Origin of the sequence: Bradyrhizobium macuxiense (genome assembly GCF_001542415.1) — a bacterium.
Classification (GTDB): Bacteria; Pseudomonadota; Alphaproteobacteria; order Rhizobiales; family Xanthobacteraceae; genus Bradyrhizobium; species Bradyrhizobium macuxiense.
The window spans coordinates 14,142-35,602 of the sequence record NZ_LNCU01000010.1 but is presented as its reverse complement, the minus strand read 5'-3'; the positions used below and the strand labels follow the sequence as shown (position 1 = coordinate 35,602).

At 63.4% G+C, this 21,461-nt stretch carries 22 protein-coding genes; 8 read left to right on the top strand and 14 right to left on the bottom strand.

The window, feature by feature from the left end:
* Nucleotides 1-412: 412 nt before the first annotated feature.
* Nucleotides 413-1,252, bottom strand: a complete 840-nt coding sequence (locus AS156_RS00895) for an AraC family transcriptional regulator (RefSeq protein ID WP_066498746.1) — start codon at nucleotides 1,250-1,252, stop codon at nucleotides 413-415.
* Between the two features lie 242 nt (nucleotides 1,253-1,494).
* On the opposite strand from AS156_RS00895, the gene AS156_RS00890 reads away from it, so the two are divergent.
* A complete protein-coding gene (locus AS156_RS00890; protein WP_066498744.1) occupies nucleotides 1,495-2,724 on the top strand; it encodes an ABC transporter substrate-binding protein in 1,230 nt (409 codons plus the stop codon).
* Between the two features lie 204 nt (nucleotides 2,725-2,928).
* Nucleotides 2,929-4,032, top strand: a complete 1,104-nt coding sequence (locus tag AS156_RS00885; protein ID WP_066498741.1) for a mandelate racemase/muconate lactonizing enzyme family protein — start codon at nucleotides 2,929-2,931, stop codon at nucleotides 4,030-4,032.
* A 160-nt stretch (nucleotides 4,033-4,192) separates the two neighbouring features.
* Here the strand turns inward: AS156_RS00885 and AS156_RS00880 are convergent, their stop codons facing one another.
* Nucleotides 4,193-4,564, bottom strand: coding sequence for a hypothetical protein (locus AS156_RS00880; RefSeq protein WP_066499266.1), 372 nt, complete (start codon nucleotides 4,562-4,564; stop codon nucleotides 4,193-4,195).
* A 195-nt stretch (nucleotides 4,565-4,759) separates the two neighbouring features.
* Here AS156_RS00880 and AS156_RS00875 point away from each other — a divergent pair, with 195 nt between their 5' ends.
* Nucleotides 4,760-4,984: a hypothetical protein gene (locus AS156_RS00875; protein ID WP_066498739.1), complete on the top strand. Its 225-nt coding sequence runs from the start codon at nucleotides 4,760-4,762 to the stop codon at nucleotides 4,982-4,984.
* Nucleotides 4,985-5,203: 219 nt separating this feature from the next.
* Here the strand turns inward: AS156_RS00875 and AS156_RS43220 are convergent, their stop codons facing one another.
* Both AS156_RS43220 and AS156_RS00870 read right to left on the bottom strand, forming a co-directional pair.
* On the bottom strand, nucleotides 5,204-5,341 hold the full coding sequence (locus AS156_RS43220; RefSeq protein ID WP_201455977.1) for a hypothetical protein: 138 nt from the start codon (nucleotides 5,339-5,341) through the stop codon (nucleotides 5,204-5,206).
* 19 nt (nucleotides 5,342-5,360) lie between these two features.
* On the bottom strand, nucleotides 5,361-5,795 hold the full coding sequence (locus tag AS156_RS00870; RefSeq protein WP_066498737.1) for a cupin domain-containing protein: 435 nt from the start codon (nucleotides 5,793-5,795) through the stop codon (nucleotides 5,361-5,363).
* Between AS156_RS00870 and AS156_RS00865 the strand changes: the two genes are divergently transcribed.
* Nucleotides 5,770-6,057, top strand: coding sequence for a hypothetical protein (locus AS156_RS00865; protein ID WP_136625959.1), 288 nt, complete (start codon nucleotides 5,770-5,772; stop codon nucleotides 6,055-6,057). The two genes, AS156_RS00870 and AS156_RS00865, sit on opposite strands and share 26 nt — an antisense overlap.
* Before the next feature lie 56 nt (nucleotides 6,058-6,113).
* On the opposite strand, the gene AS156_RS00860 is transcribed toward AS156_RS00865, so the two are convergent.
* On the bottom strand, nucleotides 6,114-6,770 hold the full coding sequence (locus tag AS156_RS00860; protein WP_066498732.1) for a glutathione S-transferase family protein: 657 nt from the start codon (nucleotides 6,768-6,770) through the stop codon (nucleotides 6,114-6,116).
* Nucleotides 6,771-6,925: 155 nt separating this feature from the next.
* Here AS156_RS00860 and AS156_RS00855 point away from each other — a divergent pair, with 155 nt between their 5' ends.
* On the top strand, nucleotides 6,926-8,137 hold the full coding sequence (locus AS156_RS00855) for a polyhydroxyalkanoate depolymerase (RefSeq protein WP_136625958.1): 1,212 nt from the start codon (nucleotides 6,926-6,928) through the stop codon (nucleotides 8,135-8,137).
* Between the two features lie 219 nt (nucleotides 8,138-8,356).
* The gene (locus AS156_RS00850; RefSeq protein WP_066498723.1) at nucleotides 8,357-9,151 is read left to right on the top strand and encodes a substrate-binding domain-containing protein; all 795 of its coding nucleotides are present in this window, start codon (nucleotides 8,357-8,359) and stop codon (nucleotides 9,149-9,151) included.
* A 243-nt stretch (nucleotides 9,152-9,394) separates the two neighbouring features.
* On the opposite strand, the gene AS156_RS00845 is transcribed toward AS156_RS00850, so the two are convergent.
* The 6 genes from AS156_RS00845 to AS156_RS00820 all read right to left on the bottom strand — a co-directional run bounded on the left by AS156_RS00845 (nucleotide 9,395) and on the right by AS156_RS00820 (nucleotide 16,880).
* On the bottom strand, nucleotides 9,395-11,134 hold the full coding sequence (locus AS156_RS00845) for a bifunctional protein-serine/threonine kinase/phosphatase (RefSeq protein WP_066499263.1): 1,740 nt from the start codon (nucleotides 11,132-11,134) through the stop codon (nucleotides 9,395-9,397).
* 60 nt (nucleotides 11,135-11,194) lie between these two features.
* Nucleotides 11,195-12,013: a formate/nitrite transporter family protein gene (locus tag AS156_RS00840; protein WP_066498720.1), complete on the bottom strand. Its 819-nt coding sequence runs from the start codon at nucleotides 12,011-12,013 to the stop codon at nucleotides 11,195-11,197.
* 487 nt (nucleotides 12,014-12,500) lie between these two features.
* Entirely contained in the window at nucleotides 12,501-13,250 is a 750-nt protein-coding gene (locus AS156_RS00835; protein WP_066498716.1) for an ABC transporter substrate-binding protein, read from the bottom strand.
* Nucleotides 13,251-13,461: 211 nt separating this feature from the next.
* Nucleotides 13,462-13,884: a DUF4399 domain-containing protein gene (locus tag AS156_RS00830; RefSeq protein WP_066498713.1), complete on the bottom strand. Its 423-nt coding sequence runs from the start codon at nucleotides 13,882-13,884 to the stop codon at nucleotides 13,462-13,464.
* 74 nt (nucleotides 13,885-13,958) lie between these two features.
* Nucleotides 13,959-15,518, bottom strand: a complete 1,560-nt coding sequence (locus AS156_RS00825; RefSeq protein WP_066498706.1) for an SUMF1/EgtB/PvdO family nonheme iron enzyme — start codon at nucleotides 15,516-15,518, stop codon at nucleotides 13,959-13,961.
* A 183-nt stretch (nucleotides 15,519-15,701) separates the two neighbouring features.
* Complete coding sequence (locus tag AS156_RS00820) at nucleotides 15,702-16,880, bottom strand: MFS transporter (RefSeq protein WP_066498702.1); 1,179 nt, start codon at nucleotides 16,878-16,880, stop codon at nucleotides 15,702-15,704.
* A 72-nt stretch (nucleotides 16,881-16,952) separates the two neighbouring features.
* Here AS156_RS00820 and AS156_RS00815 point away from each other — a divergent pair, with 72 nt between their 5' ends.
* Entirely contained in the window at nucleotides 16,953-17,753 is an 801-nt protein-coding gene (locus AS156_RS00815; RefSeq protein ID WP_066499261.1) for an AraC family transcriptional regulator, read from the top strand.
* A gap of 142 nt (nucleotides 17,754-17,895) precedes the next feature.
* On the top strand, nucleotides 17,896-19,248 hold the full coding sequence (locus AS156_RS00810) for a malonyl-CoA decarboxylase (protein WP_066498699.1): 1,353 nt from the start codon (nucleotides 17,896-17,898) through the stop codon (nucleotides 19,246-19,248).
* Between the two features lie 157 nt (nucleotides 19,249-19,405).
* On the opposite strand, the gene AS156_RS00805 is transcribed toward AS156_RS00810, so the two are convergent.
* From AS156_RS00805 to AS156_RS00795, 3 genes are all read right to left on the bottom strand, one after another.
* Nucleotides 19,406-20,575, bottom strand: coding sequence for a mandelate racemase/muconate lactonizing enzyme family protein (locus tag AS156_RS00805; protein ID WP_066498696.1), 1,170 nt, complete (start codon nucleotides 20,573-20,575; stop codon nucleotides 19,406-19,408).
* A gap of 137 nt (nucleotides 20,576-20,712) precedes the next feature.
* The gene (locus AS156_RS00800; protein ID WP_066498694.1) at nucleotides 20,713-20,982 is read right to left on the bottom strand and encodes a DUF3297 family protein; all 270 of its coding nucleotides are present in this window, start codon (nucleotides 20,980-20,982) and stop codon (nucleotides 20,713-20,715) included.
* A complete protein-coding gene (locus tag AS156_RS00795) occupies nucleotides 20,979-21,455 on the bottom strand; it encodes a glutathione peroxidase (RefSeq protein ID WP_066498693.1) in 477 nt (158 codons plus the stop codon). The genes AS156_RS00800 and AS156_RS00795 overlap by 4 nt, the downstream gene beginning before the upstream one ends.
* Nucleotides 21,456-21,461 lie beyond the last annotated feature (6 nt).

Below are 21,461 nucleotides of genomic sequence, written 5' to 3'. Positions count from 1 at the left end.
GCCGATAGCCCCGTATGCGGTGTCGTCCCCGCGAAAGCAGGGACCTATACTCCGCGGCGGGTGTTGTTGACGAGACTCGTCATTCCAGCATCGATCACCAATGACCATTCGTGGTTATGGGTCCCTGCTCCCGTGCGCAATTGCGCACTAGGCAGGGACGACAGCGGTGGACTCCGGGACAACCCGCCAAACAACGCGGTGTCATCACCCGCGCATGCGGGCATGCGGGTGATCCAGTATTCCAGAGACGCTGCTGCTTGAACCGAGAGGCCGCGGCGTACTGGATCGCCCGGTCGAGGCCGGGCGATGACAGCGCGTAGGATGGGTGGAGCGCAGCGATAGCCATCGACTCTGATCCGCAAGTCGAATGATGGGTTTCGCTTTCGCTCCACCCATCCTACGAATTGCCGCCCTACTCCCTGACCGGCACCCAGATCTCCAATCCGCCATGGCCGGTGCTCGGGTTGAAGCTTTCGTCATAGCGCTCGAAGTTCGGGGCGTCCGCGACATTCATGCCGGATTGCGGCAGCCAGCGATTCCAGATCGTGTTGACGGTGCGGCGGATGGTGGAGATGTGGTCGGTGTGGGTGAACACGACGTATTTCTGCTCGGGGATGCGGACGCGCGCGAATTCGCGCGGCAGGTCGGAGAAGTCGGCGACCTCGACGCCGGCGATGTAGTCGAAATTGCCCGCATCGTCGCCGTTGCAGCAGACGCCGTAGGCCACCTTGCCGATCTGGCGCGGGATATTGGCGCGTTGCAGGTGGTAGTCCTGCCACTGGCTCGGAATGCCGGCCGTGCTGCCGTTGGCGTGGTTGTAGCGCTCGCCGATGCCGGCGACGAGGAACGCCTTGCCGGTTGCGATGCGCGGCGGATCGATATGATCGAGGGCTGTCGAGATCATGGTAATCGGCTCCTGCAGCTTGAGCGTCTTCAGGCACGGCGTCGCGCGCACCGTCTCGGGCGTGAGGCCGAAATGGTCCCGGAAGGCGCGGGTGAATGCTTCGTGGGAGCCGTAGTCTGCATCCAGCGCGAGGCTGAGGATATCTGGCGCACCGGCCGCGAGCTGCCGCGCCGCCTCGCTGAGACGGCGAGCGCGCACATAGCGCATCACCGAAAACCCGGTGGCCTCCGCGAACGCCCGCACCAGATGGAAGCGTGAGACGCCGGCAACGCCGGCGATCTCGTCGAGCGTCAGCGGCGCGCCGAGATGGCTTTCGATGTACCAGAGCGCTTTCTGGGCTGGGTTCATGGACGACGGCTTTTCCCTTGAGAAGCGCCGGCATCATGCCGGGATGCCGCGCGCGCTGCTTGACAATCCTTGCTGCTCGACCCGCCGAAATTGCGGTTCCGCTCCACGGAAATTTAGCCCAAAGGCGTCGCTGGTCACATGGTCTCAATCGTGCATACTCACGGCTGCATCGATCCGACGGCTCACCAAGCTGCCCGAAAATCAAGACTGCAAGAGCCGCGGCCAGCATGTCAGGGAGGACAATGATGCACCACCGACTCTTGAGCTATGCCCGATCCGTCGCGCTTGCGGGATGCCTCGTCATCGCCGCGAGCGCGGCCAACGCACAAAAGAAATACGATCCGGGCGCGACCGACACCGAGATCAAGGTCGGCAATATCATGCCCTATTCAGGCCCGGCATCCGCCTATGCCACGATCGGCAAGACCGAGGCGGCCTATTTCAAGAAGCTCAACAGCGAAGGCGGCATCAACGGCCGCAAGATCAACTTCATCTCCTACGACGACGGTTACAGCCCGCCGAAAATGGTCGAGCAGGCCCGCAAGCTCGTCGAGAGCGACGAGGTGCTGCTGCTCTTCAATCCGCTGGGCACGCCGGGCAACACGGCGATCCAGAAATACATGAACGCCAAGAAGGTGCCGCAGCTCTTCGTCTCCACCGGTGCGGCCAAGTGGAACGACCCGAAGAACTTCCCGTGGACCATGGGCTGGCAGCCGAGCTACCAGGTGGAAGCGCGCATCTACGCCAAGTACATCCTGCAGAACTATCCCGGCAAGACGATCGGCGTGCTCTACCAGAACGACGATTTCGGCAAGGACTATTTGAACGGCCTGCACGAGGGTCTCGGTGATCAGGCCAAGAAGCTGATCGTGGTCGAATCCGCCTACGAGACGACGTCGCCGACCGTGGATTCTCAGGTGGTGCAGATCAAGGGCGCCAATCCCGACATCTTCGTCAACATCGCGACGCCGAAATTCGCAGCGCAGGCGATCAAGAAGGTGGCCGAGCTGGACTGGCATCCGGTCCAGTTCCTGACCAACGTCTCCGCGTCGATCGGCGGCGTGATGAAGCCGGCCGGCTATGAGGCGAGCCAGGGCGTGCTCTCCACGCAGTATCTCAAGGATCCCAAGGACGCGGACTGGAAGAACGATCCAGCCATGAACGAATGGCGCGCCTTCATGGCGAAGTGGTATCCCGAGGGCGACCTCGACGATGCCGCCACCGTGTTCGGCTATGGCGTCGCCAAGGGTCTCGAGCAGGTGCTGCGGCAATGCGGCGACAATCTCACCCGCGAGAACGTGATGAAGCAGGCCGCCAGCCTGAACTTCGAGATCGGCATCTATTTGCCGGGAACGAAGATCAAGACCAGTGCCGACGACTATGCTCCGATCGAGCAGCTTCAGATGATGCGCTTCAAGGGCGAGAGCTGGGAGCGGTTCGGCCCGGTCATGAGCGGCGAGAAGAGCTCGTAAGTTCCCGCGGAGACTGCCGTGATTGCGAGGAACTCGCGACAGAATTGCAAAGCAATTTTGCGCTGAAGCGACGAAGCAATCCATTTTTCCGTTTATTCGGATAGAATGGATTGCTTCGCGGAGCCTGTCATCGGGCGCGCATTCGCGCGACCCGTTGGCTCGCAATGACGAGATGGTGACACTTGCGGAAGAAAGGCAACAACAATGAAAATCACCGACGTCCGCGCCCACCATATCCGCATCCCCTATGACGCAGGCCCGGCGAGTTTCCGCCAGGGCGCATCTGCGATCTCGGCACTCGACATGGTCATCGTGGAGGTTTCGACCGATGCTGGCCTCACTGGCTGGGGCGATGCCTTCGCCTATGTCTGCCCGAAGACGAGCAGCATGGCGGTGACCGAAATGATCGCGCCGCAAGCCCGCGGCCTCGAGGTTCCGGACGCAGCGGGCATTCCCGCCGTCATGGAGCAGATCCAGCGCAACCTGCATCTGTTCGGCCGCTATGGCATCACGATGTTTGCGATCTCGGCGCTCGACATCGCGCTGTGGGATCTCGCGGGCAAGGTGAAGCGCGTGCCGCTGCATCAGCTGATCGGCGGCGCGAGACGCAAGACGATTCCGGCCTATGCAAGCCTGATGCGGATCGGCAATGCCGGGCACATCGCCGCCGAATGCAAAAAAGCGATCAAGCTGGGCTATTCAGCGATCAAGCTGCACGAGACCACGATCCCCGCCGTGACCGCCGCACGCGAGGCGATTGGCCCTGACGTGCCGCTGATGGTCGACATGAACTGCCCGCTCGATGGACCGGCAGCGATCCAATTCGCGCGCGAATGCAAGCAGGCGGCGCCGATGTTCCTGGAAGAACCGGTGTGGCCGCCCGAGGATTTCGCGACGCTGGCGGAGGTGCGCAAGGAAGGCCGGCTCGATATCGCGGCCGGCGAGAATGCCTGCACGGTGCATCAATTCCGCCAGATGATGACGGCCGGCGCGGTCAGCCATGCCCAGCCGTCGGTGATCAAGGTCGGCGGCGTCACCGAATTCCTCAAGGTCGCGGTGCTCGCCGACGAGTTCGGCGTCCAGGTGATTCCGCATTCGCCCTATTTCGGGCCCGGCTTCCTCGCGACGCTGCATCTGATGGCAGTGCGCGACGAGGGCCTGATCGAGGTGTTCTTCATGAAGCGCCCCGCCTGCCTGTGGGGCGACCGTATCGATGTCGACGCCAGAGGCCATGTCGCCGTGCCGCACGGCCCCGGGCTCGGCTATGAGCCGGATCGCGACGTGATGGAGAAGTACCGGGTGGCGTGAGTGGCCGCCTCAACCGTCATTGCGAGCCAACGGGTCGCGCGAATGCGCGCCCTATGGCAGGCTCCGCGAAGCAATCCATCTCTCCGCAAGCGGCAAAATGGATTGCTTCGTCGCTTCAGCGCATTGCAATTTTGTCGCGAGCTCCTCGCAATGACGATCTCTACTTCGTCCCCTCTTTCGCCGCAGGCGCTGCATCCTTCGCCGCCGGCGCGTCGGCTTTCTTCTTCATATCATCGGCCAGCTTGATCTGCGCGGTCTGCAAGTCGCCGACGAGCTTCTGCAAGCTCGCGACCGAGCTCTTCAGACTATCGATCTGGCGATTGGCGGCATCGAGCTTCTGCTGGTGATCTGATGTGAGCTTGTTGATCGTCTTCTGCAGGAACTCGACATTGCTCTGCAGGCAGCTGGTGCGCCGCTCCATGGTTTTTTCCACGGTGCAGATTTCGATGCCGGGAACATCCTGCGCACGCGCTGATCCGACAATGCCGAACGCAGGCAACACGAGCATGGCAACAGCAGTACGAGCGATCATCATCATTCCCAATCCGGTGCGCAGTTCACAGCTTTGTGCTTCCGATGCCGAAAGCAAGGCAGACATACCATACTGAAACCGCATTCAACCTGTGTGCTTTGCCTATTGCGAGGAACTTCTCGTGGGGACGGGGGTCTTCGGAACTTGTTTGGTTCGACCCTGTTGGCTCGACCTTGGGCAGTGGAGACAGATCACATGGCAACGCGCGAAAAACGGCTGGCGCAATTCGATGGCAACGGCGCACCTTCGCCAGACCAGTGCGTGGAAGTGCTTTGCGAAGATCATAGCGGGACCTATCAATTGCCGTTCGCCTGCCGTTTCATCGACGGGCAGTGGCGCAATGATACAACCGGCGGCGCTTTGGAGGTCAATGTCATCGCCTGGCGCAAGCCGCGCGAGAAACAAGCGGGTCTGGTTTAGATCGGTTCTGCGAACCGGCGCCCGCCCCGCTCTTGGCATTCGAGCATAATCTCCGCGGCAAGCGCGTCGCGTTTGTCGCGGAGAGAGCCTCTCCCCAGTATGCGTGTGACCGGCCGCACAGCCGGGTGGCGCGCGATGCGACGCGCTTTGTTCCAAAACGCGACGCGATCGCGCGACGTCTTAAGATTCGGAACGCGGACGGAACGAATCGCGTCCGAATCACTGATCGAGCGGCGTACGCTCTTGTTCACGGCTAGATGTGGTCATCAGGCCGAGGCAGCGCACCACATACAGAAGCATCACGATCGGCCGCAGCCAGCGACCGATAACAAAGGTTAATTCCTCCGCGGACGACATCGCAGTTTCTCCTCGGCGATCATTTCCACGGCGTGACCGGCGGCATCGTCTCGGTCGCCGGCGCCACATCCACGGTCTTGAAATCGGCGGGGCTGACGATTTCGAGGTATTCCATGTCCTGCGAATAATCGAACAGATAGTGGGTGATGCCGGGCCGCTGATGCACGACGTCGCCGGCCTCGACCAGCGTCTCCTTGTCGTCGTACATGAAGCGCGCCCAGCCCTTGGTCATGATGACGATCTGGAAGTCGCAGAGATGCTTGTGCCAGCCGGTGCCCTGCTCCGGCGGCAGGTCGGGGTTGGCCTTGACCAGATGGCAGATCACCTGCCCGCCGGTCGCATCGGCGATGCCGAGGTCGCGATACAGAAAGAAGTCGCGCAGACCCCCGCCCTTGAACTCGGTGTCACCGGGTTTGACGTGAGAGAATTTGCTGACGACGGCGTGCTGGTTCATGGAAGCCTCCACGTTCTCGTTGCGCGAGATCGCGGCGTGGCTCAGCGTCCAAATTTTCGGCAGCGTCGCATCGTCGCGGTCACAGCTCGACGATGACCATGCGAAATCCTTGCCAGCTACGCCGGTCTGCGGCGAAACGGCCCATCGCCATCGCCGGAAGCATTTGCTGCTGGCCATGAATCTGCTTTGCGCAAGTTCCGCGACGCGGCTGGCTGAGCTCCGCCGTGGCAACAGCACCGATCGCCGGCGGCTTGTCCGTTGAGCAGAACCTGCCCGCCGCGTGAGCCACTGAAGCGGGCACGGCCCGCGGCGCACTGCCTAATATTCGACCTCGAGCTCCTCGACGTCGGCCGGCTCGGCCTTCGCCGCCGCGATCCAGTCCTGCATCTCGGGCATCGTCATGATGGTCTCGGCATAGGCCGTGAGGGCGGGCTCGAGCTTCACGTCATAGGTGATGCAGCGGGTGACGACGGGCGCGTACATCGCGTCAGCCATGGTGCGGCGCGCGCCGAACAGGAACGGTCCGCCTGAGGCGCCGAGGCAATCGCGCCAGATGGTGGCGATGCGGTCGATATCGGCCTGTGCGCGCGACCAGATCTTGAAGCCGGGAAAGTGCCCCTTGAGGTTGACCGGAAGCGAGGCCCGCAACGTCGTGAAGCCGGAGTGGATTTCGCCCGAGATCGAGCGGCAATGCGCGCGCCGGATCCGGTCGTCCGGCAACAGTCCGGCATGCGGCAGGATCTCGTTGAGATATTCGGCGATCGCGAGCGTATCCCAGACGGTCGCGCCCTCATGGCGCAGGCAGGGCACCAGGATCGAGGATGACAGCAGCAGCAATTCGGCCCGCGCCGACGGGTCGTCGGGCGCGGTGACGATTTCCTCGAACTCGAGCCCTGCGAATTTCGCCAGCAGCCAGCCGCGCAAGGACCAGGACGAATAGTTCTTGCTGCTGATGGTGAGTGTTGCCTTCGCCATACCGGTTCCTCACGCCCGAACGCCTCCCCGCGGCCCGCGCGACCCAAGGTCTGGGCGGCCGTCATTTTCGCAGCAAGCCACGTGCCAATTTGCCGGGCGGTCGCCCCGCTCTGGCGTCGATATTGCATGGCACGCCAAGCCAGGGGCGGACGCGTATGATGTCGATGATGTATCAGGCCTATCAGAACCACATGGACCTCACGGCGCCATGGCGGACCGGGGCCGCGGCGGCGCTGAGATATCTCAATCTGGTGCCGCGAGGCGCCTCCGGCCGGCTGGCCGCCGCGCTCGAGCTGATCTCCCGCTCCAGCCTGACCTACACGCGCCCCCCTTACGGCATCGGCAGCGTGACGGCCGGCAACAGGGAATTCGAGGTGACCGAGGAGGTCGCCTATGCGACGCCGTTCGGCTCGCTGCTGCATTTCCGGAAAGTGGACGGACCGGAGCAGCCGCGGCTATTGCTGGTGGCGCCGATGTCCGGCCATTTCGCCACGTTGCTCCGCGGCACCGTGAAGACGCTGCTGCAGGACCACGACGTCTACATCACCGACTGGCACAATCCGCGCGACATCCCGCGCGAGGACGGCCGCTTCGGGCTTGAAGACTACACCGACCACCTGATCGACTTCCTCGGCCAGCTCGGCCCGCGCGCGCATATGGTCGCGATCTGCCAGCCCTCGGTGTCGGCGCTCGCGGCCGCCGCGATCATGTCGGAGGACAACCACCCGGCGCGCCCGGCGTCGCTGACGCTGATGGCCGGGCCGATCGACACCCGGATCCAGCCGACCAAGGTCAACCAGTTCGCCACGAGCAAGCCGATCAAATGGTTCGAGGATAATCTGATCAACTACGTGCCCGTGCAATGCAAGGGCGCGCTGCGCCAGGTCTATCCCGGCTTCGTGCAGCTCACGGCCTTCGTGTCGATGAACCTCGAGCGCCACATCAAGCAGCACATCGAGCTCGCCCGCCATCTTGCCAAAGGCGAGACCGAGAAGGCGGAGGTGATCAAGACCTTCTACGACGAATATTTCGCCGTGATGGACCTGCCGGCGGAGTTCTACATCGAGACGGTGCGCGACGTGTTCCAGGAGCATCTGCTGCCGCAGGGCAGACTGATGCATCGTGGCCGGCCTGTGAACCCGGCCGCGATCAGGCGCATGGGCCTGATGACGGTGGAAGGCGAGAAGGACGACATCTGCTCGATCGGCCAGACGCTCGCAGCGCAGGACCTCTGCACCGGCGTGCGCACCTATCGCAAGATGCATCACATGCAGGCCGGCGTCGGGCACTACGGCGTGTTCTCGGGCAAGCGCTGGACCAACGAGATCTACCCGCTGCTGCGCGACTTCGTGCATGTGAATTCGTGAGGGGTTGCGCCCTGGCCTCACGTCATTGCGAGCGTAGCGAAGCAATCCATCGCTCCGCACACGCCCGAAAGATGGATTGCTTCGTCGCTTCAGCGCAAAATTGCTCTGCAATTTTGTCGCGAGCTCCTCGCAATGACGGCGGATGACTAGTCACGCCTCTTCCCGAGCAGTAGTCTCCCGGCCACCACGCCCCAAAAAAAGTCCCCGGGAGACATCTCCATGCGCCCCTCCGCTACCTTCCGCGCGCTCGCTCTTGCCTTCATCGGCGCCCTCGCCCTCACGTCAACCGCCTCCGCCGCCGAAATCCACGTCATGATCTCGGGCGGGCTGACCGCGGCCTACAAGGCGCTGGTGCCGGAATTCGAGCGCAGGACCGGAAACAAGGTGCTGACTGCGTTCGGGCCGTCGATGGGCACCACGGACAACGCCATTCCGGTGCGGCTGGAGCGCGGCGAGCCGGCGGATGTGCTGATCATGGTCGGCTATGCGCTCGGCGACCTCATCAAGCGGGGCAAGGTGATCGCCGACACCCGCGTCGACCTCGTGAAGTCTCCGATCGGCATTGCGGTGAAAGCAGGTGCGCCGAAGCCGGACATCAGCTCGGCCGAGTCGGTCAAGCAGGCGCTGCTGGCGGCGAAATCGGTCGCCTATTCCGACAGCGCCAGCGGCGTCTATGTCTCGACCGAAATGTTCGCAAAACTCGGCATCGCCGACCAGATGAAGGCCAAGGCGCGGATGATCCCGGCGACGCCGGTCGGCGAGATCGTGGCCAAGGGCGAAGCCGAGATCGGTCTCCAGCAGATTTCCGAGCTCAAGCCGGTCGCCGGCATCGATATCGTCGGTCCGTTGCCGGATGCGCTGCAGAAGATCACCGTATTCTCCGCCGGCATCGCGTCCGCCTCGATCGAGCCGGAGGCGGGCAAGGCCCTGATCAGCTTCCTCGCCTCGCCGGATGCACGCGACGCGCTGATCAAGAGCGGGCTGGATCCGATCGCGAAGGGCGCGACGCATTGATTGCATCACGCCCGGTGACCTCTTTCCGTCATCTTGAGAGGCTGTGAATCTTTGCGGCCCGTCATTGCGAGGAGCTCGCGACAAAATTGCAGAGCAATTTTGCGCTGAAGCGACCAAGCAATCCATGCTTCCGCATATGCCGCACTATGGATTGCTTCGCTTCGCTCGCAATGACGAGGGATAGATCGTCACCCTGACAGGATGACGGTCTGGCGATTGCGGCCGAAGAACGATCGTTGCTGTCTACCGCAAATGATGCGCGCCGTAGGCGAGCAGCAGGATCACGACGAGCGCGAGGACCAGCGTCGTCGATTTCCAGAACAGTACGGGGTTGCGCTCGATCAGCGGCGTCGACGACGTTGTGAGGTACTTTGGGTTGGGATTGCGCAGGTCGAACAGGAACTCCGAGAAGCTGTCGTAGCGCTTCAGCGGATTGGGATGCACGGCCCGCTCCAGCGTGCGGTCGACCCAGGTCGGGATGTCCCGGCCGTGATGCGCAGCCGGCGCATAGACCAGTCTGCTGAAATCGGATCGGGTGCGGGCGCGCGCCATCTGCGCGCCATAGGGCAACCGCCCGGTCAGCATCTGGTAGGTGACGACGCCGAGCGAGAACAGATCTGACAGCGCCGAGCCGCCCTCGCCGAGGAAATATTCCGGGGCCGTGTATTGCTGGGTGCCGAGGATATCCTCAGTTGTCGCCGACGGCGCGGCCTCGGCGACGCCTGATATCCGCGTCGAGCCGAAGTCGATGATCTTCACCGTCCCGGTCTTGTCGATCATGATGTTATCGGGCCTGACGTCCTGATGCAGCATCTCCTTGCGGTGGAAGGCGCGCAGCCCCTTGGCGATCTGCTCGGCGATGTCGCGCACCGTCTCGAGCGGAGGGTCGGGATTGTCGATCATCCACTGCTTCAGCGTCTGGCCGTCGATATATTCGGTCGCGACATAGAGGAAGTTGCGCTTGCGCGGCGGCAGCCAGGGTTTCAGCACATGCGGGCTGTCGATCCGCCTTGCGACCCACTCCTCCATCATGAAGCGCTTCAGATAGGCCGGATCGTCGCGCAGATCGATCGAGGGGATCTTGATTGAGACCGTGGTACCGGTGGCCTCGTCGACCGCGAGATAGATGTGGCTGCGGTGCGATGCGTGCAGCGCGCGCACGATGCGGTAGCCATCGAAGCGCATCCGCGCCTCGAGCAATGGCGGCAGCGGCAACTCCGTTGCCTGGCCGAACACCTCGCGCGCATCGCCGTCGGGCAACTCGTCGATCCGGACGATCTGCGCGGTGAGATTGTCCTCGCTGCCGCGCTCGAACGCCTGCTCCACGATCGTCTTCGCCGCCTGATCGAGATCAGCCGCGCCGTCCTGGATGATCTTCGCCAGCTGACGCGACGGCACGTGCTCGTAGATCCCGTCGGTAACCAGCAGGAAAATGTCGCCCGGCTCGAGCCGGATGTTCTGGTAGTCGATCTCGAGCTGCGGGTTCACGCCGAGCGCGCGGCCGAGATAGCTCTGCTGCGAGGAGATCACGACGCGGTGGTCGTTGGTCAACTGCTCGAGACTGCTGCCGGAAACGCGGTAGATCCTGCTGTCGCCGACATGGAAGAGATGCGCCGATGTCGACTTGATGACCATGGCGCTGAGCGTGCAGACGTAGCCCTTGTCCTGGTCGTAGGGATTCTGGCTGCGCCGGGTCTGCGCATGCAGCCAGGAATTGGTCGCCTCCAGTACCCGCTGCGCCGAGGTCTTCACCGACCAGGATTCCGAGCTGCAGTAGTAGTCGGTCAGGAAGCCCTTGACCGCGGACTCCGCGGCGATGCGGCTGACGCTGCTGGAGGAGATGCCGTCGGCGAGCACCACCGCGATGCCTTTCAGGCCGAGCAGCGGCTCCTCGGGGATCAGCACGCCATGGAAATCCTGATTGGTGTCCTTGCGGCCCTTATCAGAAAATTGCCCGACCGATATTTTCAGCCCGCGCGGCATCGCCTGGTTCAAGCCCGATGGGTCTCTCCGCGAGAGGAGAGACCCATATGCTTGCGCAGATCAAGCCGCGAGACGCTCGCGGCTCGGCTTCGTCTTGACATGCGTCGTGTAGAGCGTCAGCCCGGTGAAAGCGATGCCGCCGGCGAGGTTGCCCAGCACGGTCGGGATCTCGTTCCAGATGAGGTAGTCGAGGATCGAGAACTTCGCGTGCAGCATCAGGCCGGACGGGAACAGGAACATGTTCACCACCGAATGCTCGAACACCATGTAGAAGAACACCAGGATCGGCATCCACATCGCGATGACCTTGCCCGGGACCGTGGTGGAGATCATGGCGCCGACGACGCCGGTGGAGACCATCCAGTTGCACAGCATGCCGCGGATGAACAGCGTTGCCATGCCGGCCGCGCCGTGCGCGGCGTAGCCGAGTGTGCGGCTCTCGCCGATGTTGCCGATGGTCATGCCGACCTTGTCGGGATCCTGCGTGAAGCCGAACGTCGTCACGAAGGCCATCATGAATGCCACCGTGAGTGCGCCGGCAAAGTTGCCGACGAACACGAGGCCCCAGTTGCGCAGCACACCACCGAGCGTGACGCCCGGGCGCTTGTCGAGCAGCGCGAGCGGTGACAGCACGAACACGCCGGTCAACAGATCGAAGCCCAACAGATAGAGCATGACGAAGCCGACCGGGAACAACAATGCTCCGATGATCGGCTGACCCGTGTTGACGTTGATCGTGACGGCGAACCAGGCCGCCAGCGCGAGGATCGCGCCCGCCATATAGGCGCGGATCACGGTGTCGCGCGTCGACATGAATATCTTGGATTCGCCGGCGTCGACCATCTTGGTGACGAATTCGGAAGGTGCGAGATAGGCCATTTCGTCAAGTCCCTTTAAACAATGGTCGCGCCGGCTGCCGACGCGGACTGGTTGAAATGCTCGTCCGTCCGGGACTCGGACCGGGATCGAAACGCCGAAGCGGCAGCTTCAACGTCGGCGAAACATCCGATGCGCGATCAAGGCAGGGATTGGCGGGCAATCGTTGAGCTGGAGTCGCGACGATTGCTCGAGGCACCAGGCATGGCGCCTTGATCCCTTTGCCTCGGCCGGCATTGGCTTCGGCCCTCCGGAGGACGGCAGTCGTCGTTGACCGATTCAATCAAAAGCAATGGATATGCCAATCGGCGGCACTGCTGCGGGCCCGAAAAAGACCTTTGAATACAATAGCTTTATGACCACCCCGGAGAACCGGGCAGCCCCTTGCTGCCTATTTATGCAGCCTGCACACATGTCGCCCACGGCGACACGCCCGCCGAATGCCGGAGTTCGGCGCAGCCGCTCGAGCCCGCGGATATCAGGATGCGCGCTACTTCGCGCCGGTGCGGACCGGCGTATCCTTCAGGCCGTTGTTGTCATAGGCCTTGCGCAAGGTGCCGTTGGCGGTTGCGTCCGTCATGAACTTGGTGACGAAGGCCGCGGCCAGCGGATGATTGAGCGGCACCGCGACGGCGGTGACGGTCTGCTTGAAGGTCTCGTCCAGCACGCGGGTGCCCGGGATCTTCTTTGCCATCGCATTGAGCTGGTCGCGCGACAGCGCGAAGGCGTCGATCCCGCCGCTCTTCAAGAGATTGAAGATTTCGTCATAGGTCTGGTAGCCCGTCACCTTGGCGTGCTTGAGATGCGCGATTGCGCCGCGCATGGTCGTGGTGTTGTTGACGGCGGCGACCTTGATCCCGTCCTGATCGAGATCAGCGAACGTCTTCACCGTCGAGCCGGGCCTGACGATGTAGGTGGCGTCTGCGACCTCGTAGATCGGACCGAACGTCATTTTGGTCTCGCGCTCGGGATCCTTCGGCAGGAAGGTAACGTCCCAGGTGCTCTTCGCGGCCGCATCGGTGATCTGGCCCGAATTCTGATGCACGACATATTCGACTGGCACATTGAGCTCTGCGGCCATCGCCTTGCCGAGATCGACGGGAACGCCGGCATAGCCGCCGCTCTCGGTCTTCGTGCACCAGAACGCGCCGCCGGCCGGGCTGATCGCGATCGCGACACGGAGCTTCCCGGTCGGTGCGATCTGATCCTTCAGGGCATCGGCATTGGCTGGCAAGGCCATCGTCATCACTCCCAGTACGAGGCCAGCCAGACTCGACAGGTGACGAGACATGGGACTTCCCTCCGCGCCGGATCGCGCGTCCGGCAAGGGCGGCACCAAACCGCATGCGGCGGGGGAGCGCAACCGCCAGTTTGCGCAAGGCGGCATTCGGCGTGGCGAAGAGCACGCGTTTGCTTCACGCGAACGGGTATCCGCGTTGCTCAAGAACGATTTAGCGAACCCTGATGGTGATCTTCTCGGAGACGACGGGCGGATTGAAGGGGTAGTGCTTGGCGTCACCCAGCACCAATTGCAGCGTGTGCTTGCCGGGCGGCAGGTCGAGCCGGGTCTCGGTTTGGCCCGCACCGAAGTGCAGATGCGACTTGTCCGATGGGATGGGCTCGTTGGGGTTCAGCGGCTCATTGACGTCGACAAAAAGGTGGTGATGGCCGCTGTTCGGATAGTCATCGCCGGCGTGGGTGACGCCCATGTTGCGCAGGCCGAAGCGACACCAGAATGCCCCCTTGATGGTCGCTCCGTTGTGCGGCCAGACGAAGTACAGCACCGCATCCTTGGGCGCCGGCTTGCCTTGCGCGTGGGCGGGGCTCGCGAATAGCGCGACCGCCACGAGCAGGATGGGACACAAACCTCTCATCGACCCCTCCCCGATTCAGCGCTTGAGCTGCATCTCATCGAAAACTGGTGCCCGCCTCAGAATCTCGTCGCGCTCTAAGGTGACAGCGCGACCCGGAAGCCGTGGGTTGGATAGCGAACATTGGTGTCGTAATTGTCGCGATTGGCCGGCCGCATGTAGCGCGCATCGTTCTTCCAGGAACCGGAGCGGATCACGTGGGAGAAGCAGTCGGCGTCATGCCACGCGGCACCATCGGCCGGCGCGCCCTGGTAATTGCGGTGCCAGCAGTCTTCGACCCATTGATCGACCCCGCCGCCCATGTCGTAGAGGCCGAACGGATTTGGCCTGAAGCTGCCGACCTTGACCGGCTGTTCGGCCGCGGCGTCGCCGCCGCAATCCTTGCAACTCGCCACGCCCGATTGAACCTGATCGCCCCACCAGTATTTGGTCTGCGTGCCGCCGCGGGCCGCGTATTCCCATTCGGCCTCGGTCGGAAGCCGGTACGGCTTCTTCGTGCCGTCCGCGAGCCACGCGACATATTGCTTCGCATCGCTCCAGCTTACATTGGTGACCGGCGCGTCGTCGTTGCCGGACGCCGTAAAGCCGCAGCCCCTGGCGGCCGCGCAGGCATTCCATTGGCGCACGGTGACCGGATATTTGCCCATGGCAAAGGGCTTGACCGTCACCCTGTGGATCGGCCGTTCCGAGGCATCATCATTGCTGCCCATCGCAAAGCTACCGCCGGTCAGCGAGACCATTTCCGGCTCGGGCGTGGCTTGCACCGGAGCGGCAGGGCCGGCGGAGGGCGCAGGCTGTGGCTGAGCCGACGATTGCTGCGCGGTCGGCGCCGGAACCGGGCTCTGCGTTTGATTTGGCGCGGCCGCAGGCGGCGGCTCGGCCGGCTTGGGCGCGGGAACGGGAGCGGGAGAGGACGACGGCGCCAGCGCCGCCTCGCGCGGATTGCCGCGCTGTTGCACCAGCAAGTACCAGAGAGTGCCGCCGGCGATGATCGCGATCGAAAGGCCGAGCAGGCCGATCAGGACGTTCTCGCGACGCCGGCGCGTCCGGCTATACGCCGCCGCGTCCGGCAGCACGCGATAGACCCTGACGGGATCGGTGATGTTCTTGACCCTGCGGTCGCCGAGCGACTCGTAGCCGCAAACCAGCTTGTGCTTGATCTGCTCGTAGATGCCGCCGGAGATGAACACCTCGCCCGGGTCGGCGATTCCCTCCAGACGCGCGGCGACATTGACGCCGTCACCATAGATGTCCTCGGGTTCGATGATGATATCCCCGAGGTTGACCCCGATCCGGTATTCGATCCAGAACTCCTTCGGCACCGCCGCATTGCGGCCGACCAGGTTCTGCTGAATGACGATGCTGGAGCGGACGGCCTCGACCGGACTGTCGAACATCGCGATGAAGCCGTCGCCGGTGGTCTTTACCAGCCGCCCGTGATGCTCGGCGATGGTCGGCTCGATCAGATCGCGCAGGATTCGCTTGACGCGGTTATGCGTGCCCTCTTCGTCGAGCTGCATCAGCCGACTGTAGCCGGCGATGTCCCCCGCCACGATCGCCGCGAGACGACGCGGCACCGTGCCATCGGACGGCGGCTTGCCCGGCTTGCCTGATTTGAAATCGCGGATTTCACCCATGATTCCGGTTGCTCCACAAACCACAAATGGCGTGTTCAAGGCGCAACCGGCGCCTCAGTCCCCGAAACCCGCGCAAAGCCTATCACACCGTGGTGCCGGGACAAGCGAAGAACCGCACCCGCTTGCGGCGAATGCGCGCTCCTCCTCGGTTAAGCGGAACTGGCGTGGAAGGGCGTTCCGCCGTCAATTGACCTGCGCGGCCGGCGTCCTGATTTCGCGCGGCAAGATGATCGCCGCCGCGATCGAGAGCAGACACAACGCGGCAAAAGCGCGCAGCATCATCGTGAAGCCGCCCTGGTCATACAGCCAGGCCACCAGGCCGACGGAAACGCCCGCCGCGGTGAAGCCGACGAAGTAGCGCACTGCGTAGGCGCGCGAGCGCCATTCCTCGGTCGTGTATTTGCCGACCATGGCGTCGTTGACCGTGACCTGGCCGAAGGCGCCCATCACGATCCCGATCGAGACTACGATCAGCGGCAGGTTCGACAGGCTCGCGGCAAAATACAGCAGCGGCGCCAGCACGAACGACAGCGGCAGCGCCACGGACTTCAACGAATGCCGGTCCAGCAGCTTGCCGATAGTGTATTGCGTCATCGCGCCGAAGACGTAGACCCCGGCCGCGATCACGCCGAGCAGCGCAGGGCTCTTGGTCAGGTCGGCAAGTCGTTCGGCGAACAGCTTCGGCAGCGCCACCGTCACCGCGTTGAAGGTGGTCGAGATCGCGATCACCACGATCAGCAGCGCCAGCACCACGCGCCACATGTCTTCCTTGGCGACGCGGACCTGGGCCGCGGCCTGCTTGGAGCCCTTGCGATCCTCATGCACCACCATCATCGCGAAGGCGATGCCGATCAGCACGGTGATCGCGCCGGGCAGGATGAAGGCCCAGCGCCAGCCGAGATACTGGCCGATCACGCCGGTCACCAGCGCCGACGAGGCGACGCCGAGATTGCCCCAGACGCCGTTCACTCCCATCTCGGCGCCGAGCTTCTCGGCATAGGACACGATCATGGCGGTGCCGACCGGATGGTAGATCGAGGCGAAGATGCCGATCGAAAGCAGCGCGGCGCCGAGCTGCAGCGGCGTCTGCACGAAGCCGACCGAGATCATCGACAGCCCGATCCCGACGAAGAAGATCACCATCATATGGCGGCGGCTCCAGCGGTCGCCGAGCCAGCCCGTGATCAGCGAGCCGGCGCCGAAGGCGACGAAGCCCGGCGTCGCATAGGGCAGAAGTTCCGAATAGGCCATGCCGAGCGCCGGGCCCATGACGATGACCGCGGCAGCGAAAATCAGCATCGAGTAGTGGTCGATGAAGTGGGCGCCGTTAACGAAGGTAATCACCCGGCTGGGGCTGTTCATGGCCAGTCCTGACTCGAATCTGCAATTGCTTGGAAATAGGTTATAGGGGTTTGTCCTGACGGGATGTCGCCAATGACTATCGCCGAGCCGCCAATCAGAGCACTCCATGACGATCGACGCAGTGTGGGCGATGGCGTGCACCTGGTCGCGCGCACCTATCGGAAAGGCGTCCGCCTCGATCGCCACATGCACCGCCAGGCGCAACTGGTCTATGCGGCGAAGGGCACCATGCAGGTGACGACGCCGAAAGGCCGCTGGCTGGTGCCGCCGGACCGCGCGGTCTGGGTCCCCGCCCTGTTCGCGCATGCGATCGATGTACTCGCCGACATCGAGATGCGCACGCTGTATTTCGAGCCGGCCTGGCTGGCGCGCGAACAACGCAGCGACAGCCTCACCAACGAATTCGTCGTGCGGGTGTCGCCGCTGCTGCACCAGGCCATCCTCGCGCTGTTCGACCTCTCCAGCAGCCGCGCCCGCACCGAGCTCCTGATCCAGCTCGTGATGCTGGAGCTGCACCAGGCCGAGGACTCCGCGACCTTCATTCCGTTGCCGCACGAGCCGCGCTGCCGGCGCGCCGCCGATATCGTGCTGGCGGATCCGACGCGCGACTACGAAATCGAGACGCTGGCGCGCACGGTCGGCACCTCGGCGCGGACACTGTCACGGCTGTTCTCGGCAGAGACGCAGCTCTCGTTCAAGAGCTGGTGCCAGCGCGCCCGCGTTGCAGCGGCCATCCAACGGCTCTCGACCGATGCGAATGTTTCGGTCAAGCAGGTCGCATCCGACCTCGGCTATGCCAGCGTGCCGGCCTTCTCCCACGCCTTCCGCCAAGTGACCGGCAAGACGCCGACCGAGTTCGCGGAGAAAACATGAACGCAATTTGTCGCCACGCGACCAGAACCAATTATACCGTTGTCGTGCCACGACATATTTCCGTACGATCCATGCGCTTGATTCCAGTGCGCCCGGCCTTAAATCCCGTGTAAGGTTCGGCTTCACTGGATACGAACCACCTATGGCCAACGCCTTCTTCTCCGATCTGCTCTCGACGATTTCCGAACGCGGCCGCATTCTGCTCGGCCGCGCCGTTCCAGCCAACGACAAACAGGACCCCTCCGAGCTCCTGGAATTGTGCGAGGCGCTGCTGTCAGGCCGCGGCGAGGCCTCCGGCACCGCCATGGCGCGCGAGGTGCTCGACCGCTACCACCACCTCGATGCAACCGGCCGCCTGTCTTTCTTCCAGACACTGTCCCGCGACTTCGGCCCCGATCCCGCGAAGCTGACGCAGGCGATCGACAGCTGGCGCGCACGTGCCAATGGCGACGACGCCAGCGACCTGCATTTCGCATCCGAGCCGCGCCGGCAGGAACTGATTCGCCGGCTCAACCGCGCGCCGGGCGGCACCGGCGAGCTGGTGTCGATGCGGACCGATCTGCTTTCACTGATGAAGGGTAACAAGGACCTCGCCGCACTCGATCGCGACGTGGTGCATCTGCTCTCATCCTGGTTCAACAGGGGATTTCTCGTGCTGCGCAGGATAGACTGGTCATCGCCGGCCAATATTCTGGAAAAGATCATCCGCTACGAGGCCGTGCACGAAATTCGCGACTGGGACGATTTGCGCCGCCGCATCGATCCGGTCGACCGCCGCTGCTACGCCTTCTTCCACCCTGCCCTCCCCGAGGAGCCGCTGATCTTCGTCGAGGTCGCGCTGACCGAAACCATTCCGGGCGCGATCGCGCCGCTGCTCGCCGAGCAGCGCGAGCTGGTAGCAGTCGAGCGCGCCCGCACCGCCGTGTTCTACTCGATCTCGAACACCCAGCGCGGGCTCGGCGGCATCTCGTTCGGCAGCTTCCTGATCAAGCAGGTGGCCGAGGAATTGCGCCGCGAATTGCCGAAGCTCGACAACTTCGTGACGCTGTCGCCGGTGCCAGGCTTCATGCCGTGGGTGAAACAGTCAACCGACGTGCCGCTCAGCGACGACGACCGCCAATTGCTGGAAAGCCTCGACAAGCCGGACTGGTTCGAGAACGCCGACCTCGCCGCGCAACTGCGCAGCTTGCTCGAGCCGCTCGCCGCCTACTACTTCCTGAAGGCCCGCACATCGAAGGGCCGCCTGATCGATTCGGTCGCACGCTTCCATCTCGGCAACGGCGCCCGGCTGGAGCGGATCAACTGGCTCGGCGACCTCGCGCCGAAGGGCCTGCGCGAATCCGCCGGCATCATGGTCAACTATCTCTATCGTCTCGACGACATCGAGAAGAACCACGAAGCCTATGCCAACACTGGCGAGGTGATCGCTTCCAGCGCGGTGAAGAAGCTGCTCAAGGGCGAAGGCCGGCGCTTGCTGGATATGCGGCTGGGGTAGGAACGGCCACCGGCCTCTCCAAGTCATTGCGAGCGCAAGCGAAGCAATCCATCCCTCCCCCCGTACGGAGAGATGGATTGCTTCGTCGCTTCAGCGCAAAATTGCTTTGCAATTTTGTCGCGAGCTCCTCGCAATGACGCCGGGTGGGCAGCTTTCGCTACTCCGCCAGCGCCTTCATTTCCCTGTAGAGATCGGACTTGCCTTCGAACCCGATGCCGGGAAGGTCAGGCATCACGATGTGGCCGTTCTCGACGCGGATGCCGTCCGGGAATCCGCCATAGGGCTGGAACAGATCGGGGTAGCTCTCATTGCCGCCGAGACCGAGGCCGGCGGCGATGTTGAGCGACATCTGGTGGCCGCCATGCGGGATGCAGCGGCTCGGCGACCAGCCGTGAGTCTTCAGCACGTCGAGCGTGCGCTGATATTCGCAGAGCCCGTAGGACAGCGCGCAGTCGAACTGCAACCAGTCGCGATCGGGGCGCATGCCGCCGTAGCGGATCAGGTTTCGCGCATCCTGGTGGCTGAACAGGTTCTCGCCGGTCGCCATCGGTCCCGGATAGAACTCGGCGAGCGCGGCCTGCAGCGCATAGTCGAGCGGATCGCCGGCTTCCTCGTACCAGAACAGCGGATACTCCCGCAGCATCTTCGCGTAAGCGATCGCGGTCTCCAGATCGAACCGGCCGTTGGCGTCGACCGCGAGCTGCGCGTCCTTGCCGATTTCCTTGAGCACCGCCTCGATGCGTTCGCGATCTTCGGCCAGCGGCGCGCCGCCGATCTTCATCTTCACGACGTTGTAGCCGCGGTCGAGATAGCCGCGCATCTCCTTGCGCAAGGCGCCGAGATCCTTGCCCGGATAGTAATAGCCGCCGGCGCCATAGACGAAGACGCGCGGATTGGCGCTCACACCGTGGCGCTCGGCGAGCAGCCGGAACAGCGGCTTGCCCGCGATCTTCGCCACTGCGTCCCACACCGCCATGTCGATGGTGCCGACAGCGACCGAGCGCTCGCCATGGCCACCCGGCTTCTCGTTCGACATCAAGATCGACCAGACCTTGTCCGGATCGATATTGTCACCGCTCGCATCGAGCAGCGATGTCGGATCGGCTTCCTTGAGCCGCGGTGCAAAGCGCTCGCGGATCAGGCCGCCCTGGCCGTAACGGCCGTTGGAATTGAAGCCGTAGCCGACCACCCGCCTGCCGTCGCGCACCACGTCGGTGACGACGGCGACCAGGCTCGAGGTCATCTTGGTGAAATCGATATAGGCGTTGCGGATCGGCGAGGAGATCGGCTTGGTGACCTCGCGGACGTCGACGATGCGGACGGACATGGGAGAGCTCTTTAAGTTAGGCTTGCCGTCCTCTCCTCATCGTCATTGCGAGGAGCGAAGCGACGAAGCAATCCAAATTTCAACTTGCGGCGCGATGGATTGCTTCGCTTCGCTCGCAATGACGGTGGAGAGTGCCGTCAGGACTTCGCCTTATCCCTAAAATACGGCTCGACCGGGCCGTGCACCTTGATGGTCAGCGGATTGCCGTGGCGATCCTTGGCATTGCCGGCGGTGACGCGCACCCAGCCTTCGCTGATGCAATACTCCTCGACATTGGTCTTCTCGACGCCCTTGAAGCGGATGCCGACGTCGCGCGAAAGCACCTCCGCGTTGTAGTACGGGCTGTTCGGATCGACCGAGAGGCGGTCCGGCAATTGGTCGTTGGTGGTGTCGTTATTATCGCTCATAGCAGCGCCTCGATATCCTTCCTCAATCCTTCGGGCCGGGCGGTCGGCGCATGCCGCGCCACCACCTTGCCGGCGCGATCGATCAGGAACTTGGTGAAATTCCATTTGATCGACGAACCGAGCAGGCCCGACTTCTCACGCTTCATGTACTCATACAGCGGATGTGCATTGGTGCCGTTGACGTCGATCTTGGCGAACATCGGAAACGTCACGGCATAGTTGGTCTCGCAGAACTCCGCGATCTGCTTTGCATTGCCCGGCTCCTGTGCGCCGAACTGGTTGCAGGGAAAGCCGAGCACGGCGAAACCACGCGGCGACAGGTCGGCATGCAGCTCCTGCAGGCCCTTGTATTGCGGCGTGAAGCCACAGGCGCTCGCGGTGTTGACGATCAGCAGCACCCGCCCTTCGAACCGCTGCAGCGGCACATCGTCACCGGCCAGTGATTGGGCCGTAAAATCATAGACGCTCGGCATCCTGTC

Bases quoted from the DNA above. Each gene is read 5' to 3' on its own strand.
- AS156_RS00890 (WP_066498744.1), top strand. From the start codon at position 1,495: ATGATGCACCACCGACTCTTGAGCTATGCCCGATCCGTCGCGCTTGCG.
- AS156_RS00800 (WP_066498694.1), bottom strand. From the start codon at position 20,982: ATGAGCGATAATAACGACACCACCAACGACCAATTGCCGGACCGCCTC.
- AS156_RS00830 (WP_066498713.1), bottom strand. From the start codon at position 13,884: ATGAGAGGTTTGTGTCCCATCCTGCTCGTGGCGGTCGCGCTATTCGCG.
- AS156_RS00825 (WP_066498706.1), bottom strand. From the start codon at position 15,518: ATGGGTGAAATCCGCGATTTCAAATCAGGCAAGCCGGGCAAGCCGCCG.
- AS156_RS00870 (WP_066498737.1), bottom strand. From the start codon at position 5,795: ATGAACCAGCACGCCGTCGTCAGCAAATTCTCTCACGTCAAACCCGGT.
- AS156_RS00810 (WP_066498699.1), top strand. From the start codon at position 17,896: ATGGCCAACGCCTTCTTCTCCGATCTGCTCTCGACGATTTCCGAACGC.
- AS156_RS00895 (WP_066498746.1), bottom strand. From the start codon at position 1,252: ATGAACCCAGCCCAGAAAGCGCTCTGGTACATCGAAAGCCATCTCGGC.
- AS156_RS00850 (WP_066498723.1), top strand. From the start codon at position 8,357: ATGCGCCCCTCCGCTACCTTCCGCGCGCTCGCTCTTGCCTTCATCGGC.
- AS156_RS00875 (WP_066498739.1), top strand. From the start codon at position 4,760: ATGGCAACGCGCGAAAAACGGCTGGCGCAATTCGATGGCAACGGCGCA.
- AS156_RS00845 (WP_066499263.1), bottom strand. From the start codon at position 11,134: ATGCCGCGCGGGCTGAAAATATCGGTCGGGCAATTTTCTGATAAGGGC.
- AS156_RS00820 (WP_066498702.1), bottom strand. From the start codon at position 16,880: ATGAACAGCCCCAGCCGGGTGATTACCTTCGTTAACGGCGCCCACTTC.
- AS156_RS00805 (WP_066498696.1), bottom strand. From the start codon at position 20,575: ATGTCCGTCCGCATCGTCGACGTCCGCGAGGTCACCAAGCCGATCTCC.
- AS156_RS00855 (WP_136625958.1), top strand. From the start codon at position 6,926: ATGATGTCGATGATGTATCAGGCCTATCAGAACCACATGGACCTCACG.
- AS156_RS00835 (WP_066498716.1), bottom strand. From the start codon at position 13,250: ATGGCCTTGCCAGCCAATGCCGATGCCCTGAAGGATCAGATCGCACCG.
- AS156_RS43220 (WP_201455977.1), bottom strand. From the start codon at position 5,341: ATGTCGTCCGCGGAGGAATTAACCTTTGTTATCGGTCGCTGGCTGCGG.
- AS156_RS00880 (WP_066499266.1), bottom strand. From the start codon at position 4,564: ATGATCGCTCGTACTGCTGTTGCCATGCTCGTGTTGCCTGCGTTCGGC.
- AS156_RS00885 (WP_066498741.1), top strand. From the start codon at position 2,929: ATGAAAATCACCGACGTCCGCGCCCACCATATCCGCATCCCCTATGAC.
- AS156_RS00860 (WP_066498732.1), bottom strand. From the start codon at position 6,770: ATGGCGAAGGCAACACTCACCATCAGCAGCAAGAACTATTCGTCCTGG.
- AS156_RS00815 (WP_066499261.1), top strand. From the start codon at position 16,953: ATGACTATCGCCGAGCCGCCAATCAGAGCACTCCATGACGATCGACGC.
- AS156_RS00795 (WP_066498693.1), bottom strand. From the start codon at position 21,455: ATGCCGAGCGTCTATGATTTTACGGCCCAATCACTGGCCGGTGACGAT.
- AS156_RS00840 (WP_066498720.1), bottom strand. From the start codon at position 12,013: ATGGCCTATCTCGCACCTTCCGAATTCGTCACCAAGATGGTCGACGCC.